16 protein-coding genes and 1 pseudogene are annotated in these 16,903 nt (G+C 71.5%); 12 read left to right on the top strand and 5 right to left on the bottom strand.

All coding sequences use genetic code 11. The features are described from left to right. Nucleotides 1–139 precede the first annotated feature (139 nt). Nucleotides 140–1,000, bottom strand: coding sequence for a 3-hydroxybutyryl-CoA dehydrogenase (locus tag ACZ4SW_RS09090; protein ID WP_468239910.1), 861 nt, complete (start codon nucleotides 998–1,000; stop codon nucleotides 140–142). Nucleotides 1,001–1,171: 171 nt separating this feature from the next. Between ACZ4SW_RS09090 and ACZ4SW_RS09085 the strand changes: the two genes are divergently transcribed. Beyond that, nucleotides 1,172–2,395 (top strand): glycoside hydrolase family 10-like protein, encoded by a 1,224-nt coding sequence (locus tag ACZ4SW_RS09085; RefSeq protein ID WP_468239908.1) that lies wholly within the window; start codon nucleotides 1,172–1,174, stop codon nucleotides 2,393–2,395. A gap of 4 nt (nucleotides 2,396–2,399) precedes the next feature. On the opposite strand, the gene ACZ4SW_RS09080 is transcribed toward ACZ4SW_RS09085, so the two are convergent. Together ACZ4SW_RS09080 and ACZ4SW_RS09075 are read right to left on the bottom strand one after the other, a co-directional pair. Then, the gene (locus tag ACZ4SW_RS09080) at nucleotides 2,400–2,609 is read right to left on the bottom strand and encodes a DUF1918 domain-containing protein (RefSeq protein ID WP_468239905.1); all 210 of its coding nucleotides are present in this window, start codon (nucleotides 2,607–2,609) and stop codon (nucleotides 2,400–2,402) included. A gap of 98 nt (nucleotides 2,610–2,707) precedes the next feature. Continuing rightward, nucleotides 2,708–3,637, bottom strand: a complete 930-nt coding sequence (locus tag ACZ4SW_RS09075) for a DMT family transporter (RefSeq protein WP_468239903.1) — start codon at nucleotides 3,635–3,637, stop codon at nucleotides 2,708–2,710. Between ACZ4SW_RS09075 and ACZ4SW_RS09070 the strand changes: the two genes are divergently transcribed. From ACZ4SW_RS09070 to ACZ4SW_RS09060, 3 genes are all read left to right on the top strand, one after another. Beyond that, entirely contained in the window at nucleotides 3,636–5,075 is a 1,440-nt protein-coding gene (locus tag ACZ4SW_RS09070) for an aminotransferase-like domain-containing protein (RefSeq protein WP_468239900.1), read from the top strand. The two genes, ACZ4SW_RS09075 and ACZ4SW_RS09070, sit on opposite strands and share 2 nt — an antisense overlap. 83 nt (nucleotides 5,076–5,158) lie before the next feature. Continuing rightward, the gene (locus tag ACZ4SW_RS09065; RefSeq protein WP_468239897.1) at nucleotides 5,159–5,626 is read left to right on the top strand and encodes a GNAT family N-acetyltransferase; all 468 of its coding nucleotides are present in this window, start codon (nucleotides 5,159–5,161) and stop codon (nucleotides 5,624–5,626) included. Between the two features lie 73 nt (nucleotides 5,627–5,699). Beyond that, nucleotides 5,700–6,281 carry a histidine phosphatase family protein gene (locus tag ACZ4SW_RS09060; protein WP_468239894.1) on the top strand — a complete coding sequence of 194 codons (582 nt, stop codon included), beginning with the start codon at nucleotides 5,700–5,702 and terminating at the stop codon, nucleotides 6,279–6,281. A gap of 35 nt (nucleotides 6,282–6,316) precedes the next feature. Here ACZ4SW_RS09060 and ACZ4SW_RS09055 read toward each other — a convergent pair whose 3' ends face one another. Next, a complete protein-coding gene (locus tag ACZ4SW_RS09055) occupies nucleotides 6,317–6,775 on the bottom strand; it encodes a DUF6314 family protein (RefSeq protein WP_468240334.1) in 459 nt (152 codons plus the stop codon). A gap of 106 nt (nucleotides 6,776–6,881) precedes the next feature. Between ACZ4SW_RS09055 and ACZ4SW_RS09050 the strand changes: the two are divergent. Beyond that, nucleotides 6,882–7,455: pseudogene (locus tag ACZ4SW_RS09050) on the top strand (alpha-L-arabinofuranosidase C-terminal domain-containing protein); the annotation flags it as partial. On the opposite strand, the gene ACZ4SW_RS09045 reads toward ACZ4SW_RS09050, so the two are convergent. Continuing rightward, a complete protein-coding gene (locus ACZ4SW_RS09045) occupies nucleotides 7,442–7,882 on the bottom strand; it encodes a carboxymuconolactone decarboxylase family protein (protein WP_468239892.1) in 441 nt (146 codons plus the stop codon). The pseudogene ACZ4SW_RS09050 and the gene ACZ4SW_RS09045 sit on opposite strands and share 14 nt — an antisense overlap. A gap of 512 nt (nucleotides 7,883–8,394) precedes the next feature. Between ACZ4SW_RS09045 and ACZ4SW_RS09040 the strand changes: the two genes are divergently transcribed. The 7 genes from ACZ4SW_RS09040 (at nucleotide 8,395) to ACZ4SW_RS09010 (ending at nucleotide 16,899) form a co-directional block, all read left to right on the top strand. Next, a complete protein-coding gene (locus ACZ4SW_RS09040; protein WP_468239889.1) occupies nucleotides 8,395–11,082 on the top strand; it encodes a YfhO family protein in 2,688 nt (895 codons plus the stop codon). Nucleotides 11,083–11,103: 21 nt separating this feature from the next. Next, a complete protein-coding gene (locus tag ACZ4SW_RS09035) occupies nucleotides 11,104–12,081 on the top strand; it encodes a glycosyltransferase family 2 protein (protein WP_468239887.1) in 978 nt (325 codons plus the stop codon). Continuing rightward, a complete protein-coding gene (locus ACZ4SW_RS09030) occupies nucleotides 12,081–12,482 on the top strand; it encodes a GtrA family protein (protein ID WP_468239885.1) in 402 nt (133 codons plus the stop codon). The genes ACZ4SW_RS09035 and ACZ4SW_RS09030 overlap by 1 nt, the downstream gene beginning before the upstream one ends. A 94-nt stretch (nucleotides 12,483–12,576) precedes the next feature. Further along, entirely contained in the window at nucleotides 12,577–13,605 is a 1,029-nt protein-coding gene (gene argC / locus ACZ4SW_RS09025; protein WP_468239882.1) for an N-acetyl-gamma-glutamyl-phosphate reductase, read from the top strand. Next, complete coding sequence (argJ, locus tag ACZ4SW_RS09020) at nucleotides 13,602–14,780, top strand: bifunctional glutamate N-acetyltransferase/amino-acid acetyltransferase ArgJ (RefSeq protein WP_468239879.1); 1,179 nt, start codon at nucleotides 13,602–13,604, stop codon at nucleotides 14,778–14,780. The genes argC and argJ overlap by 4 nt, the downstream gene beginning before the upstream one ends. Next, nucleotides 14,777–15,697, top strand: coding sequence for an acetylglutamate kinase (gene argB, locus ACZ4SW_RS09015; protein WP_468239877.1), 921 nt, complete (start codon nucleotides 14,777–14,779; stop codon nucleotides 15,695–15,697). The genes argJ and argB overlap by 4 nt, the downstream gene beginning before the upstream one ends. Further along, a complete protein-coding gene (locus tag ACZ4SW_RS09010) occupies nucleotides 15,694–16,899 on the top strand; it encodes an acetylornithine transaminase (protein ID WP_468239874.1) in 1,206 nt (401 codons plus the stop codon). Before argB ends, ACZ4SW_RS09010 begins: the two co-directional genes overlap by 4 nt. The last annotated feature ends 4 nt before the right edge of the window (nucleotides 16,900–16,903 follow it).

Here is a 16,903-nt window from a genome sequence, read left to right as displayed (position 1 = left end):
GCTCTTTGTTGGGGGCGGGGGGGGGGGTGGGGGAAGGGCCGGGGGGGGTTCCGGGGAAAAAACTTGGTGGAAGGGGTGGGCTCCAACCCCCGTCCGACGGTGCCGGGCCCACGCGAGCCGGAAGTTCGACGCTCGGTAGTCAGGAGTAGGTGTAGAAGCCCGAACCGGTCTTCCGCCCGAGCCGGCCCGCCTCCACCATCCGCTGCAGCAGCGGGGGAGCGGCGTACAGGGGCTCCTTGTACTCCTGGTACATCGAGTTGGCGATCGAGACGACGGTGTCCAGCCCGATCAGGTCGGCGAGCTTGAGCGGGCCCATCGGGTGGGCGCAGCCCATCTCCATGCCGTTGTCGATGTCCTCGCGCCCCGCGATGCCCGACTCGAACATGCGGATGGCAGACAGCAGATACGGCACGAGCAGCGCGTTGACGACGAAGCCCGAGCGGTCCTGGGCGCGGATGGCGTGCTTGCCGAGGAGCTTCTCCGCGAAGAGATGGGCCCGGCTCAGAGTGCCCTCGGAGGTGGTGAGGGCCGGGATCAGCTCGACGAGCTTCTGCACCGGGGCCGGGTTGAAGAAGTGGATGCCGATCACCTGGTCCGGCCGCGAGGTCGCCACGGCCAGCTTCACCAGCGGGATCGAGGAGGTGTTGGAGGCCAGGATGGCGTCCGGACGGGTCACCACCTGGTCGAGCACCTGGAAGATCTCCGTCTTCACCTGCTCGTTCTCGACGACGGCCTCGATCACCAGGTCGCGGTCCGCGAACTCGCCGAGGTCGGTGGTGAAGGCGAGGCGCGCCTGTGTCGCCTCCAGCTCCTCCTCGGAGATCTTGCCGCGCTCGGCCGCCTTGGACAGGGAGTTGAACAGGCGGGTCCGGCCGATCTCCAGGGCCTCGCCGGTGGTCTCGGCGACCTTCACGTCCAGTCCGGCGCGGGCGCACACCTCGGCGATGCCCGCGCCCATCTGGCCGCAGCCCACCACTCCGACGCGTTCGATGTCGGTCACATCGTCCCTTTCGCTGATCTACGGCTGTGGCAGGTCCGATCGGGTTCCGGTCGCCTGCTCCGATCGTGCACGTTACTCCCAAGTATCGATGATCGATCGTCCGGGTGGGAGCATGCTGGGGCACCGGGACGATCCGTGACGAGGCGGGTCCGCAGCGTATGGGGTGTGTCGATGGGGCGGTTGTCACGCCGGGCGTTCACGGTGGCCGCGGTGGCGAGCCTGATGACGGCGGGAGGCGCGGCGGCCGCACCACGGCGCGCCGCGGCGGCCGGGGAGATGCGGGGCATGTGGCTGGCCTGCGTGGCCAACCGCGACTGGCCGTCCCGTCCCGGCCTGACGGCGTCCGCGCAGCGCGCCGAGCTGTGCACCCTGCTCGACGTGGCGGTACGGCGCCGGCTGAACGCCGTGTTCTTCCAGGTGCGCCCCACCGCCGACGCGCTGTGGCCCTCGCCGTACGAGCCGTGGTCCCAGTACCTGACCGGCACCCAGGGGAAGGACCCGGGCTGGGACCCGCTCGGCACGGCCGTCACGGAGGCGCACGCGCGGGGTCTGGAACTGCACGCCTGGTTCAACCCGTACCGGATCGCCCTGCACACCGACCTGTCCCGGCTCGCCGCCCGGCACCCCGCCCGCCTGCACCCCGACTGGGTCGTGGCCTACGGCGGCAAGCTCTACTACAACCCGGGACTGCCCGAGGTCCGCGCCTTCGTGGAGGACGCGATCCTGGACGCCGTGCGCCGCTACCCGGTCGACGGCGTCCACTTCGACGACTACTTCTACCCGTACCCCGTCGAGGGGGAGGACTTCGACGACGAGGGCGCCTACGAGGAGTACGGGGACGACTTCCCGAGCCTGGCCGCCTGGCGCCGGGACAACATCGACCGGCTGGTGCGCGAGATGGCGAGCCGTCTGCGGCAGACGAGACCGGCCGCCCGCTTCGGGATCAGCCCCTTCGGGGTCTGGCGCAACGCCGACACCGACCCCCGCGGCTCGGACACCCGGGCCGGGGTGCAGACGTACGACGACCTGTACGCGGACACGAGGACGTGGGTGAGATCGGGGTGGCTGGACTACGTCTGCCCGCAGCTCTACTGGAACATCGGCTACGACGCCGCCGACTACGCGCGACTCCTGCCCTGGTGGGCGGGGGTCGCCCAGGGCACGGGCGTACAGCTCTACGCGGGCGAGGCGCTGTACAAGGCGGGTCCCGCGGCCGAGCCCGCCGCCTGGCGGGACCCGGCCGAACTCTCGCTGCACCTCACGCTGGCCAAGCGCTACCCGCAGGTTCGCGGGCACGTGTTCTTCGCCGCCAAGGACGTGGCCGCGGACCCGATCGGCGCGATGGCGCGGGTGGTCGCCGATCACTACCGGCAGCCGGCGAAGCCCCCGCGCTGACCCCCTACTGTCCGATCGGCCGGCCGACGTCCTCCTTGTGGCGGATCTCGGTGTCGGGGCCAGGGGAGCACACACCCTCGTGCCCGTCCTGGAAGCGGACGCGGTAGGGCGGGTTGCCGTCCGTGCCCATCACTTCGACGATCTCGCCGACCTTGTCGTGCTGCCCGACGATCCTGCCGTGCTGCACCAGCTTGTCGCCCACAGTTGCGCGCATCTGCTGGGCCCTCCTCGTCGCGTCGCGGGAGCATCGCTCCCTGGCCGCCGTGCCGCGGCCGGTGGCGCCGGACGTCCCGGTCCGTCGCCCCGCCCCGGTCAGCCCCGCGCCCGCTGGGTGACCGCGATGCACACGAGGACCGCCGCGGCCGTGAGCGGTGCGGCCGGGGTGAGGTGCTCACCGAGGAGCAGTACCGACCACACCAGTGTGAGCAGGGGCTGGGCCAACTGCAACTGGCTCGCCTTGGGTATGCCGATCGCGGCCATGCCCCGGTACCAGACGACCAGCCCGAGGAACTGCGACCCGGCCGCCACCCACAGCAGCCCGGCCACGCCGTGCGCGGTGAGGCGGACCGGCTCGTACGACAGCGCCACGGCCGCGGCGGGCACGGTGAGCGGCAGGCACAGCACCAGGGCCCAGCCGATGACCTGCCAGCCGGGCATGACCCGGGCCAGCCGGCCGCCCTCGGTGTAGCCGGCGGCGCAGATCAGCAGGGCGCCGAAGAGGTAGGCGTCGGCGCCGGTCAGCGCGCCGCCGCTCTGCTGCAGGGTGAACGCGATGACGGCGGCGGCGCCGGCGAGGGCGGCGAGCCAGAAGGTGCGCGAGGGCCGGGTGCGCACACGCAGTGCGGAGAAGAGGGCGGTGGTCAGGGGGAGCAGCCCGACGACCACGGCGGCGTGCGCGGTGGTCGAGGTCTTCAGGGCGAGGGTGGTCAGCAGCGGGAAGCCGAGCACCACCCCGGCCGCGACGACGGCGAGCCCCGCCCAGTGGGTCCGCGCGGGCACCGGGACGCGGAGCGCGAGCAGGCACGCGCCGGCGATGAGGGCGGCGAGCACACTGCGCGCGGCCACGAGGGACCAGGCGCCGAATCCCTCCAGCCCCCAGGCGGTGGCGGGAAAGGTGAGCGAGAAGGCGACCACGCCGAGCGCGGCCTGGAGCGTGCCGGTGCGGCGGGCCGCGCGGTCCTCGGCGGCCGATGCGGTGACTGCTATCGGCATGTCGGCGATAGCGCTATCCTGTGTCCTCATGCAAGAGAGTAGCAGTGTCGGGGAGCTGGCCATCCGCCTGCGGCAGGAGCTGAAGCGCTACTCCGCCGGTGAGAAGCTGCCGTCCAGTCGTGCGCTCGTCGAGCGGTACCGGGTGAGTCCCGTGACCGTGTCGCGTGCGCTCGCCCAACTGGCCTCCGAGGGGCTGGTGATCACTCGGCCGGGGGCCGGTGCCTTCCGGGCCGAACCACGGCCTGCGGCCCCGGCCGTGGGGGACACCGCCTGGCAGGAGGTCGCCCTCAGCGCCGACGCCTCCGTCGAACTCGTGCCGCGCAGTGTCGACGCGTCCGGAGTGGTCGTCTCGCTGGCCGCCCCGCCCGCCGGTGTCGTCGAGTTCACCGGCGGCTATCTGCACCCCTCGCTGCAGCCCGAGCGAGCGATGGCGGCCGCCCTCTCGCGGGCCGGCCGCCGCCCCGGCGTCTGGGGCCGACCGCCCGTCGAGGGCGTCGCCGAGCTGCGCGAGTGGTTCGCGCGGGGCATCGGCGGTGCGACCACCGCCGCCGACGTGCTGATCACCGCGGGCGGCCAGTCCGCGCTGACCACCGCGCTGCGGGCCCTCGCCCCGCCCGGTGCCCCGGTCCTGGTGGAGTCGCCCACCTATCCCGGCATGCTCGCCATCGCCCGCGCGGCCGGCCTGCGGCCCGTGCCCGTGCCGGTCGACCCGGACGGGGTCAAACCCGCCCTGCTCGCCGACGCGTTCCGGGCGACCGGTGCCCGTGTCGTCGTCTGCCAGCCGCTGTTCCAGAACCCGACCGGTGCGGTCCTCGCGCCCGAACGGCGACGGGAGGTGCTGCGCATCGCGCGCGACGCCGGAGCCTTCGTGATCGAGGACGACTTCGTCCGCCGGCTGGTGCACGAGGACGCGGGCGCCCTGCCGCCCCCGCTCGCGGCCGAGGACGCCGACGGCGTCGTCGTGCACGTCAACTCCCTCACCAAGGCGACCTCGCCCAGCTTCCGGGTCGGTGCCCTGGCGGCCCGCGGCCCGGTCCTGGAGCGGCTGCGCGCCATCCAGATCGTCGACACCTTCTTCGTGCCGCGCCCCCTCCAGGAGGCCGCGCTGGAACTCGTCGGCTCGCCCGCCTGGCCCCGGCATCTGCGCGCCGTCGCCGCCGAGCTGAAGCACCGCCGCGACACGATGACCGCGGCCCTGCGCCTGCACCTGCCCGAACTCGCCCTGCCCCATGTGCCGTCCGGCGGCTACCACCTCTGGGTGCGCCTGCCCGAGGGCACCGACGAGTCCGCCGTCACCACGGGCGCCCTGCGCGCGGGCGTCGCGGTCACCCCCGGCCGCCCCTACTTCAGCGCCGAACCCCCGGCCCCGCACCTGCGGCTGAGCTTCGCGGCCGCCGCGGGGGAGGGGGAGATCACCGAAGGCGTACGCCGGCTGCGAATGGCCTGCGACGAGGTGCTCGGCCCCTAGTGCCGCATCGCCTGCCGCGGCAGTGGTGCCACGCCACCCGAAATCGTTCGACAGCACCCGCTCCGGCCTGCGAGCCTCCCGTCATGACATCCGACACCGACGCCCCCCGCCTCCCCGAGGGCTACGAGTTCTCCGCCGACTCCGCCCGGATCGACGTCGACCGCACCCACCGGTGGCTCGCGACCGACGCCTACTGGGCGCTCGACCGGCCCCGCGAGCAGCATGCCCGCGCGGTCGCGAACTCCCTCAACTTCGGGGTCTACGACACCGTTTCGGGCGAGCAGGTGGCGTACGCGCGGGTGGTGACCGACGGGGCGCTCTTCGCCTGGCTCTGCGATGTCTACGTCGACCGTTCGGTGCGCGGCAAGGGCATCGGCACCGCCCTGGTCGGTGCCGTCCGCGACCACCTCGCTCCGCTCGGGGTGCGCCGCATCCTGCTGGCGACGAGCGATGCGCACGGCGTCTACGCCAAGATCGGCTTCCAGCCGCTCGACCGGCCGGACCAGTGGATGGTGCACTGGTTCGACGTGCCGAACACGGTCCGTGTGTAATGCCCGCGATACCCTTGGTAACCCATCAGTAATCCCTCTTGACCTGCGCACTTGCGCGCCCGACGATCGCCGCATGCATCTTCGGGTCACATTCGTCGCCGCCGCGCGCAGCTCCTCCCTGCTCGCGGAGCGCTTCGAGGACGACCGGCCGCTGGACCAGGCCGGCTGGGACGAGGTGCAACGCGTCGCCCGGGATCTGGTGCCGCTGGCGGCGGCCGAGCTGCGCTACTGCTCGCCCACCCCGCGCAGCCGGGCGACCGGGGACGCGCTCGGGTACGCGCCGCTGGTGCAACCGGCGCTGCGGGACTGCGACATGGGCCGTTGGCGGGGGTTCACGCTGGGCGAGGCGATGGCGCGGGAACCTTCTGCGGTCGACGCCTGGCTCGCGGACCCGCGCTCCGCGCCGCACGGCGGCGAGTCGCTGCTGGCGTTCATCTCCCGTGTGGGCGGCTGGCTGGACACGCGCCCCGTGGAGGACGGCAGCCGCATCGTCGCCGTGGCGGAGCCGTCGGTGGTGCGGGCGGCCCTGGTGTACGCGCTCAGGGCGCAGCCGTCGTCGTACTGGAACATCGACGTCCGCCCCCTGTCGACCGTCACGCTCGCCGGGCACGGGGGGCGCTGGAACCTGCGCCTGGAGTCCGCGTCGCGGAACTAGGGCGTGCTGCCCGTCACCAACGTCCCGGGACAGCACTAGACCTGCGGTGGCATCCCCGCGCGCGTGTAGTCCGTCGTCAGGAGCAGGTCCTTCGCGGGCCCGCCCACGCGCCACACCGTGCGCCAGCGGTCCTCGTCGTACACGGTGAACTCGCCCCGGTAGAGGTCCGCCGCGCAGGGGTGCTCGGCGATGTGGTGGCCGGTCCTCAGGTCGAGGTCGTGGAACGGGCGGCCGTCCGCGAACCGCACGTCAGCGGTGCCCGGTGAGGTCCCGGGCAGGAAGAGCAGCGTCCGCCCGGCGGGCCGGGACGCACCCTGCCAGACGAACGTGCCGGACTCCCGGTGCAGCAGCCCGCCGCCCTCCCGCGGCGAGAACACCGTCGTCCCGCTGAACCGGCCTTCCTCACCGCTCGCCAGATCCCGCACGGTGCGCTCCACGTGCCAGCGCCCGGCCAGATGGGCCGACACGTCCTTCACCGGCCACAAGGTGCCCACCGCCATCTCCCGTCCCTCCTGCCGATTCCCGCACGCCCCATTGACGCGATCATGCCCTCTCTCTATCTTGCCGTTCGAAGTGCTGACCAATGTCCGATATTTCGACAACGACTACGACCTGCATGTGAAGGCCACCAAGAAGTCCGGCAGGGAGGGCTTCCTCGTCGCCCGTCAAGGACACCGGCGACTACTACTGGTGGAACCTGGGCGGCTGGGGCAACACCCGGTCCGCGGTCGAACAGGCCGTCGACGGCGGCAAGTCGACCCTCTTCTCCAAGCCCGGGTCGGTCGAGACCGGTCGCGCCTACGACATCGACATCAAGGTCAGGGGTCGCCAGGTGACCCTCTACCTCGACGGTCAGCAGTGGGGCGCCTTCACCGACGACAAGCCGGCCGAGCCGTTCCGCCAGGTCGTCACGCGGGACGCGAAGACCGGTGAGCTGATCGTCAAGGTCGTCAACGCCCAGGACGCGGCGGCCCGCACGGCGATCGACCTCGGCGGCGCGAAGGTCGCCGCCAAGGCCCGGGTGACGACGCTCGCGGCGGCGCCCGACGCGGTGAACACGGAGTCGGACACGCCGGTCACCCCGGTCACGTCCACCTTCACCGGGGTCGCCGACAAGTTCACGTACACGTTCCCGGCGAACTCCATCACCTTCCTGCGGATCAAGCAGAGGTAGCCGGGGCCTCGCCGGCGGGCTGCTGCCCCAGCGGCAGCAGCCCGCGCTCGGCGAAGACCTTCTTCGCGGCGAAGGTCGCGTTCAGCGCCTTCGGTATGCCGCAGTACACCGCCGAGTGCAGCAGGGCCTCGACGATCTGTTCGGCGGTGAGGCCCACGTTGAGCGCCGCGTTCACATGCACATCGAGCTGGGCCTCGCAGCCGCCGAGCGCGGTGAGCATGCCCAGCGTCACCAGTTGACGGTCGCGCGGGGCGAGCCCGGGCCGATCGTAGATCTCACCGAAGGCCCAGGAGACGATCTGGTGGCCGAGCTCGGGGCTGATGTCGGCGAGCGAGTCGACGACCCGCTGCCCGGCCTCGCCGTCCACCCGTCGCAGGACCTCCAGGCCGTGGGTGAAACGCTCCTCGCGGGTGGTGCTGTCGCTCATCTTCGCCCTCATCCGTTTCCGGCTGCCGCTCGTCGAGCAGCCGTTCGTTGGTGCCCCCACACACCCTTGAGGCGGTGGGGAAGCCGATCATGACAGGACCGTAGAGGTTGGAGTGCGCTCAAGGTCAAGGGTTCGCCGACAAGCGCGGCCGGACGCGTCCGGCGGTCGTCGGCGCGGCCCGCGCACGGCGCCGGGTGAACTCCTGGACGACACCTTCATGAAATTCTGAATTCATTCTCTATTACTCCGGCGGCGCCGCAACCATTCGGAATCACCGCCCGTCTAACCGGCGAATCCACGATGGTTCTGGGAGCGATTTCCCAGGTCGGACGCCATGCGTCCCGAATTCTCTGGAGCCTGCCGAGAATGATGTGTTCGACCCTGTTCATTGCACGTTCACCGGACGTTTCTCCGGTATTTGTGAAAGTCGCTGTAATTCTCTCGGTCGGCTCTCTGCGCGCACGTGAGAACGCTCACGGGAACATACGGCGCCGACCGAACAGGGACAGGGTGTGAAGCTCACCATTCACCACGACCGCCGTGCGCGGCTCCGGCTGCCGCGCCCGACCGGACCGAGACAGGCCGGCGCCCTGCTCGCGGCGGTCCTCACCACCGTCGCGTTCTGCGCCGCCGACGCCGTCGCCCGCAGCTACCCGTTCGGGCCCCGCACCCGGAGCGTCAACGACCTGGGCAACCAGTACGTCCCGTTCCACGCGCACCTGTGGGACCTGCTGCACGGAAAGGCCGACGGAGGCCTCCTCATCAACTGGCAGTCCGGGTACGGCTCCAGCTTCCTGCCCGACCTCGGTACGTACCTCAGCAGCCCGTTCGCCCTGCTCGTGGCGGTGTTCCCGCGCGACGAGATCGACCTCGCGGTGTATGTGGTCACCGTGCTCAAGACGGCGTCCGCCGCCGCCGCCATGGCCTGGCTGCTGCTCAGTCTGCGTCCCGGCCGCTGGTGGGCCGCGGGCCTGCTGGGCACCTCCTACGCCCTGTGCGGCTGGAGCGTGGCGTCCGCCGTGTACAACCCCATGTGGCTCGACGGGCTCATCGCCCTGCCGCTGCTGTGCCTGGTCGGCGAATGGGCCCTGAACGGACGGCACCGCGTCCTCGGTGTGCTGGTCGTGGCCCTCGCCTGGACCGCCAACTTCTACACCGCGTACATGGCCACCCTCGGTGCCGGTCTGGTGCTGCTGCTCCGGCTGCTGCTCGCCGGGCTCCCGCGCCGCCAGGCCCTGCGGGCGGTGGGCCGCGCCGTCCTGACCGTCGCCCTCGGGATGGGCCTGGCCGCACCGCTGGTGACGGTCGTGTACTTCGGCACCAAGCACGCCTACCCGGGCACCTTCGGGCACTTCACCCCGGTGGCGAGCAAGGACCTGCTGGCCCGTCTGCTCCCCACCACGTACAGCTTCAGCACCCCGGCCGTCTACGTGGGCACCACGGCGCTGCTGCTCGCCCTCGCCCTGCCGTTCCACCGCAGGGTTCCCGGGCGGGTACGCGCGGGGTGGACGCTGCTGGTGGCCGCGATGGCGCTGTCGATGCAGTGGGGGCCGACCCAGCTCGCCTGGCACGCCTTCACCGAGCCCCAGGGCAGTTCGTACCGCCAGGCCTTCGTGCTGTGCGCACTGCTGGTGATCGCCGCGTGGCACTCACTCGCCTACGGCGCGCCCGGCTGGCGTGCGCTGGCACCGGCGGGGGCGCTGCTCGCACTGATCACCGCCGTCGCGAGCCGGAGCGCTCTCGTGCAGACCACCACCTGGTGGGTGCTGCTGTTCGCCGTCGTGGGCGCGCTCGGCGGGCTGGCCCTGCTCGGCCGCACCGACGACGGGCGATCCGCGGGCAGCCGCCGGTACACCGTGCCGGCCGCGTTCGCCGTGGTGCTGCTCCTCGGCGCGCAGTTCGGCGAGACCGCCGCCACCTCCGCCGAGGCCACCCGGCAGCGGCTCCAGCACCTGGACGACTACGCGCCCTGGGGGCCGCGCCAGCAGCAGCAGGCGGAGGCGATCGCCCAGGTCGACGGCTGGCCCCGGTACCGTACCGACCCCGGCCGGGAACAGACCGTCGCCAACGACCCGATGCTGGTGGGCGGCCAGGGCGCCCAGTACTACAGCAGCCTGACCTCCGACGTCCTCAGCCGCATGCTCACCGCCCTCGGCGGCGGCTGGACCTCGCGCGGCCGCAGCCTGCAGAGCCTGGACAACGCCGTCACGGACGCCGTCTTCTCCGTCGGCGCGCGGGTGCACTCCCCGCCGGACCCGCACCAGTGGTGGAACCCGCGCAGCGGCGGCCCGGTGACCGTGACCCGGCAGGACGTACCGCCGCTGGTCACGGTCCGGCCGCCCAGCGCATCCGACCAGGGGCGGACGGGCGTCTCCGGTTTCGGGCCGTCGCCGTACCGCAACCAGGAGATGCTGCTGGGCAGCCGCGTCTACACCGTTCCCGCGCTCACCGTGCGCACGGCCGACGGGAAGCCGCCGGCCCGCAGCCACGACGACCGGCCGGGCCTGGTCGTCGACCGTCCGGCGGGCGGCAGCGCCGCACCGAAGCCCACCATCACGGCCCAGTGCCCGGCGCGCAGCGAGGTGTACCTGTGGGCGCCGCACTACTCGGGCACCGCACGGCTCACCGGCGCCCCGGCGGGCACGATCGGGCGGTTCACGTCCGACCACCCCGTCACCAGGATCGCCGCCCTGCAGCCGCTCGGCGTGGCTCCGGCCTCCGGACGGGTGCGGATCGAGCTGTCCCCCGCCTGGACGAGCGTCGTCCCGGACGGTGCGGTCGGCTGCCTGGACACCGCCCGGCTGCGCACCGCGGTGGAAGGGCTCAAGGCCACCGGCGCCACCGAGGTGTCCGTCTCCGACGGCACCGTCCGGGCCCGGATCCCCGCCGGCAGCAAGGGCACCGCCGTCGTCGCGGCACCCCGGATCGCCGGCTGGCGCTGCGCCGCGGGGGACGCTCCGGCCGCACCCGCGGGCGACTACCACGGACTGATCGCCGTGCCCCTCGACGGCTCCGCGACCAGTCTCACCTGCACGTTCCATCCACCGGGGCTCCGGCTCGGCATGGCTGCCGGAGCCACCGCACTGCTGGCCCTGATCCTGCTCGGCGTGCTCACCGCCGTCCGTCGGCGGCGCGCCGCGGGACGACCGGCACCGCCCACCACCACCCGACCGCTCGAGCGCACGACTCACGCTCTCTGACCGCGTCCCCAGGGAAGAACCATGCTCATTTCGATCGTCGCACCCTGCTACAACGAGGAAGAGGTCATCGGACGGTTCCACGACGTGGTCCAGAAGGTGGCGGACGAACTCCTTCCGCTCGGCCACGACATGGAGTTCGTGTACGTCGACGACGGCAGCCGGGACCGCACCCTCGAGGTCCTGGAGCGGCTGAGCGAGCGCGACGCGCGGGTGCGGTACGTCTCCTTCAGCCGCAACTTCGGCAAGGAAGCGGCCCTGCTCGCCGGCCTGCGCCACTCCTCGGGGGACTGCGTGGTCGTCATGGACTCGGACCTGCAGCACCCGCCGGAGCTGATCAAGCGGATGGTGGAGCTGCGCGGACAGGGCTACGACCAGGTCATAGCCAAGCGCACCAGAAGCGGTGACCGGGTCACCCGCACCGTCACCGCCCGCATGTACTACCGGCTCATCAACCGTCTCGTCGACGTGGAACTCGTGGACGGCGTCGGCGACTTCCGTCTGCTGTCCCGGCGCGTGGTGGACGCGATCCTCGACCTCACCGAGTACAACCGCTTCTCCAAGGGCCTGTTCGCCTGGGTGGGCTTCCCCAGCACCACCTTCGAGTACGAGAACGCCGTACGGGAACACGGCCGCAGCTCGTGGAACTTCCGGAGCCTGCTCAACTACGGCCTCGACGGACTGCTCTCCTTCAACAACAGGCCGCTGCGCGCGGCGCTCTACCTCGGCATGGGCCTGCTGCTGTGCGCGGGCCTGTACACTGCGTGGATCGTGGGCGCCGCGGTCATCCACGGGGTGCAGACACCCGGCTATGTCACGACGATCACCGCCGTCACCGCACTCGCCGGAGTCCAGATGGTCATGCTCGGCGTCATAGGCGAGTACACCGGCCGTATCTACTACGAGGTCAAGGGCCGACCGCACTTCCTGGTGAAGGCGACCAACGTGGAACGGACGGAAGACGGCGCGCCGCGCGGCACCACGAAGGACCTCATTCCCTGATGTCGATCACGAGTACGCGTCCGATCGTCGGGCAGGTCGTCACCTTCGCCGTGGTCGGCGTCGTCAACACCGCCACGTACTACGGTCTTTACCTGCTGTTCCTCACCCGTCTGCCGTATCTTGCCGCGCATGTTCTCGCTTTCACCCTCAGCATGATCGGCAGCTTTTTCCTGAATGCCCGCTTCACTTACCGGACGCGGCCGACCTGGCGGAAATTCCTGCTGTTCCCGCTGACGAACGCCACCAATTTCCTGATCACCACGGTGGGCGTCTACGTCATCGTCGACGTCCTGCACGCCGGCAGCCGGTTCGCCCCGCTGCTCGCCTCCGCCGCGGCCATTCCGGTGACCTTCGTCGTCTCCCGCACGATCATGCTGCCCAGGGAGGAAGGCGCCGCCTGATCGCCTCGGCACACGGACCGTCAGGGGACTCGATCTCCAGGATTGCATAAACGTGCGGCGAAACGTATAGTCATGCCATCCAGGAGGAGGTTCCATGACGGTACGTGCCGCAGTCGCCGGAGCGAGCGGGTACGCGGGCGGAGAGGCGCTGCGTCTGCTCCTCGCGCACCCCGAGGTGGAGATCGGCGCCCTGACCGGCAACTCCAACGCCGGCCAGCGGCTCGGCGCGCTCCAGCCCCACCTGCTGCCCCTCGCCGACCGGGTGCTCGCCGAGACCACCCCCGAAGCCCTCGCCGGACACGACGTCGTCTTCCTCGCCCTGCCCCACGGCCAGTCCGCCGCCGTCGCCGAGCACCTCGGGCCGGACGTCCTCGTCATCGACATGGGGGCCGACTTCCGGCTGAAGGACCCCGCCGACTGGGAGCGGTTCTACGGCTCCCCGCACGCCGGGACCTGGCCCTACGGCCTCCCCGAACTTCCGGGTGCCCGCGCTGCGCTGGAGGGGTCCAAGCGCATCGCGGTGCCCGGTTGCTACCCCACGGCCACCTCGCTCGCACTCTTCCCCGCGTACGCCGCCGGGCTCGCCGAGAACGAGGCCGTCGTCGTCGCGGCCTCCGGCACCTCCGGCGCGGGCAAGGCGCCCAAGCCGCACCTGCTGGGCAGCGAGGTCATGGGGTCCATGTCCCCCTACGGCGTCGGCGGCGTCCACCGGCACACCCCCGAGATGATCCAGAACCTCAGCGCGGCCGCCGGGGAGCCGGTCACCGTCTCCTTCACCCCCACCCTCGCGCCGATGCCCCGCGGCATCCTCGCCACCTGCAGCGCCAAGGCCCGGCCCGGCGTCACCGGCGAGTCGCTGCGCGCCGCCTACGACAAGGCCTTCGCCGACGAGCCCTTCGTGCACCTGCTCCCCGAGGGGCAGTGGCCCGCCACCGCGTCCGTCCACGGATCCAACGCCGTTCAGGTGCAGGTCGCGTACGACGCCGCCGCGCACCGCATCATCGCGATCAGCGCCATCGACAATCTGACCAAGGGCACCGCGGGCGGTGCCGTCCAGAGCATGAACATCGCGCTCGGCCTCGACGAGACCACCGGGCTTTCGACGATCGGAGTCGCACCGTGAGCGTCACGGCAGCCAAGGGATTCCGGGCTGCGGGCATCGCCGCCGGAATCAAGGAGAACGGCAACCCGGACCTGGCCCTCGTGGTCAACACCGGGCCGCGCCGCGCCGCCGCGGGCGTCTTCACCTCCAACCGCGTGAAGGCCGCGCCCGTGCTGTGGTCCGAGCAGGTGCTCAAGGGCGGTGAGCTCACCGCCGTCGTCCTGAACTCGGGTGGCGCCAACGCTTGCACCGGCCCCAAGGGTTTCCAGGACACGCACGCCACCGCTGAGAAGGTCGCCGAATCGCTCAACACCGCGGGGTACGACGAGACGGGTGGCCACGCGCCAGGCATGGTCGCCGTCTGCTCCACCGGCCTGATCGGTGTCCTGCTGCCGATGGACAAGCTGCTGCGCGGCGTCGACAAGGCCGTTGCCCAGCTCAGCCCGCACGGCGGCGAGAAGGCCGCCATCGCCATCAAGACCACCGACACCGTCCACAAGACCTCCGTCGTGACCAGGGACGGCTGGACGGTCGGCGGCATGGCCAAGGGCGCCGGCATGCTCGCCCCGGGCCTCGCCACCATGCTCGTCGTCCTCACCACCGACGCCGACCTCGACAGCGAGACCCTGGACAAGGCCCTGCGCGCCGCCACCAGGGTCACCTTCGACCGCGTCGACTCCGACGGCTGCATGTCCACCAACGACACCGTGCTGCTGCTCGCCTCGGGCGCGTCCGGGATCACCCCCGAGTACGACGCCTTCGCCGAGGCCGTGCGCGAGGTCTGCGCCGACCTCGGCCGCCAGCTCATCGGCGACGCCGAGGGCGCCAGCAAGGACATCAAGGTCGAGGTGATCAACGCCGCGACCGAGGAGGACGCCGTCGAGGTGGGCCGCTCCATCGCCCGCAACAACCTCCTGAAGTGCGCCATCCACGGTGAGGACCCCAACTGGGGCCGCGTCCTGTCCGCCATCGGCACCACCGGGGCCGCCTTCGAGCCGGACCAGCTCAACGTCGCCATCAACGGCGTGTGGGTGTGCAAGAACGGCTCGGTCGGCGAGGACCGCGAGCTGGTGGACATGCGCTACCGCGAGGTGCACATCGTCGCCGACCTCGCCGCCGGCGCCGAGACGGCCACCATCTGGACCAACGACCTCACCGCCGACTACGTCCACGAGAACAGCGCCTACAGCTCATGAGCAACGGAACGACGCGCAAACACACCGCGCTGCCCAAGGCCGAGATCCTCATCGAGGCGCTGCCCTGGCTGACCCGCCACCACGGCAAGATCGTCGTCATCAAGTTCGGCGGCAACGCCATGGTGAACGAGGAGCTGAAGGTCGCGTTCGCGCAGGACGTCGTCTTCCTGCGGCACGCCGGTCTCAGGCCGGTCGTCGTGCACGGCGGCGGCCCCCAGATCAGCGCCGCCCTCGACCGGCACGGCATCGCCAGCGAGTTCAAGGCGGGCCTGCGGGTCACCACCGCCGACGCCATGGACGTCGTACGGATGGTGCTCGCCGGGCAGGTGCAGCGCGAACTGGTGGGGCTGCTCAACCAGCACGGGCCGTTCGCCGTCGGCCTCACCGGCGAGGACGCGCACACCATCACCGCCACCAAGCACACGCCCGAGATCGACGGCGAACCCGTCGACATCGGGCGGGTGGGCGAGATCACCCAGATCGACACGGGCGCGATCGAGGCCCTGCTCGCCGACGGCCGCATCCCGGTTGTCTCCTCCATCGCCCGCAGTCAGGACGACGGACATGTCTACAACGTCAATGCTGATACGGCGGCTGCGGCACTCGCTGCGGCACTGGGCGCCGAAACCCTCATGGTCCTCACCGACGTCGAGGGACTCTACGAGGACTGGCCGGACTCGGACGAGGTGATCAGCCGCCTCACCGCCTCCCAACTGGAGAAGCTGCTGCCGGAGCTGTCCTCGGGCATGGTGCCGAAGATGGAGGGCTGCCTGCACGCCGTGCGCAACGGCGTCAACACCGCCCGCGTCATCGACGGCCGGGTCCAGCACTCGATCCTGCTGGAGATCTTCACCGACGAAGGCATCGGCACGATGGTCGTGCCCGACGAGAGGCCGGACGCAGAGGGGGAGTCATGAGCAACCAGGAACTGACCGCGCGGTGGCAGGGCGCGCTCATGAACAACTACGGCACCCCGCGGCTGCCCCTCGTGCGCGGCGAGGGAGCGCGGCTGTGGGACGCCGACGGCAGGGAGTACGTCGACTTCGTCGGCGGTATCGCGGTCAACGCGCTCGGCCACGCCCATCCCGCGGTCGTCGAAGCCGTCGGCAAGCAGATCGCCTCCCTCGGCCATGTCTCCAATCTCTTCATCGCCGAACCCCCCGTCGCCCTCGCCGAGCGGCTGCTGCAGCTCTTCGGCCGCGACGGCAAGGTGTTCTTCTGCAACTCGGGCGCCGAGGCCAACGAGGGTGCCTTCAAGATCGGCCGGCTGACGGGCCGCCGGCACATGGTCGCGACCGACGGCGGCTTCCACGGCCGCACCATGGGCGCCCTCGCGCTGACCGGTCAGCCCGGCAAGCAGGAGCCGTTCCTGCCGCTGCCCGGCGATGTCACCCACGTCCCCTACGGCGACGCGCAGGCGCTGGCCGCCGCGGTCACCGAGGAGACGGCACTCGTCGTCATCGAGCCGATCCAGGGCGAGAACGGGGTCGTGGTGCCGCCCGCCGGATACCTCAAGGCGGCCCGCGCGATCACCGCCGCCACCGGGGCGCTGCTCGTGCTCGACGAGGTGCAGACCGGCGTCGGACGTACCGGGCACTGGTTCGAGTACCAGGCCCACGAGGGCGTTCTGCCGGACGTCGTCACCCTCGCCAAGGGCCTCGGCGGCGGACTGCCGCTCGGCGCCACCGTCGCCTTCGGCCGCGCCGCCGAGCTGCTCCAGCCGGGCCAGCACGGCACGACCTTCGGCGGCAACCCGGTCGCGTGCGCCGCCGGGCTCGCAGTGCTCGACACCATCGCGGCCGAGGGCCTGCTCGAGAACGTCAAGCGGCAGAGCGAGAAGCTGCGGGACGGAATCGAGTCGCTGGGCCACCCGTTGATCGGACATGTCCGGGGCGCGGGCCTTCTGCTCGGTATCGTGCTCACCGAGCCGCTCGCACCCCAGGTGCAGCAGGCGGCTCAGGACGCCGGCTTCCTGGTGAACGCGCCCGCTGCGAACGTCGTACGGCTGATGCCGCCGCTGAACATCGGCGACGACGACGTGCAGGCGTTCCTCCGGGCGCTGCCCGGTGTCCTCGGGGCAGTGCACCCGGTGAACGGGGACGGACGATCCGGAGAATGAGACG

It is taken from the genome of Streptomyces sp. NPDC028331, from assembly GCF_055565775.1.
Note: the sequence above shows the minus strand (reverse complement) of the source record. Positions and strands in the feature narration are given on the sequence as shown.

Bases quoted from the DNA above. Each gene is read 5' to 3' on its own strand.
- ACZ4SW_RS09085 (WP_468239908.1), top strand. From the start codon at position 1,172: ATGGGGCGGTTGTCACGCCGGGCGTTCACGGTGGCCGCGGTGGCGAGC.
- ACZ4SW_RS09065 (WP_468239897.1), top strand. From the start codon at position 5,159: ATGACATCCGACACCGACGCCCCCCGCCTCCCCGAGGGCTACGAGTTC.
- ACZ4SW_RS09080 (WP_468239905.1), bottom strand. From the start codon at position 2,609: ATGCGCGCAACTGTGGGCGACAAGCTGGTGCAGCACGGCAGGATCGTC.
- ACZ4SW_RS09045 (WP_468239892.1), bottom strand. From the start codon at position 7,882: ATGAGCGACAGCACCACCCGCGAGGAGCGTTTCACCCACGGCCTGGAG.
- ACZ4SW_RS09060 (WP_468239894.1), top strand. From the start codon at position 5,700: ATGCATCTTCGGGTCACATTCGTCGCCGCCGCGCGCAGCTCCTCCCTG.
- argB (WP_468239877.1), top strand. From the start codon at position 14,777: ATGAGCAACGGAACGACGCGCAAACACACCGCGCTGCCCAAGGCCGAG.
- ACZ4SW_RS09035 (WP_468239887.1), top strand. From the start codon at position 11,104: ATGCTCATTTCGATCGTCGCACCCTGCTACAACGAGGAAGAGGTCATC.
- ACZ4SW_RS09030 (WP_468239885.1), top strand. From the start codon at position 12,081: ATGTCGATCACGAGTACGCGTCCGATCGTCGGGCAGGTCGTCACCTTC.
- ACZ4SW_RS09075 (WP_468239903.1), bottom strand. From the start codon at position 3,637: ATGAGGACACAGGATAGCGCTATCGCCGACATGCCGATAGCAGTCACC.
- ACZ4SW_RS09070 (WP_468239900.1), top strand. From the start codon at position 3,636: ATGCAAGAGAGTAGCAGTGTCGGGGAGCTGGCCATCCGCCTGCGGCAG.
- argC (WP_468239882.1), top strand. From the start codon at position 12,577: ATGACGGTACGTGCCGCAGTCGCCGGAGCGAGCGGGTACGCGGGCGGA.
- ACZ4SW_RS09010 (WP_468239874.1), top strand. From the start codon at position 15,694: ATGAGCAACCAGGAACTGACCGCGCGGTGGCAGGGCGCGCTCATGAAC.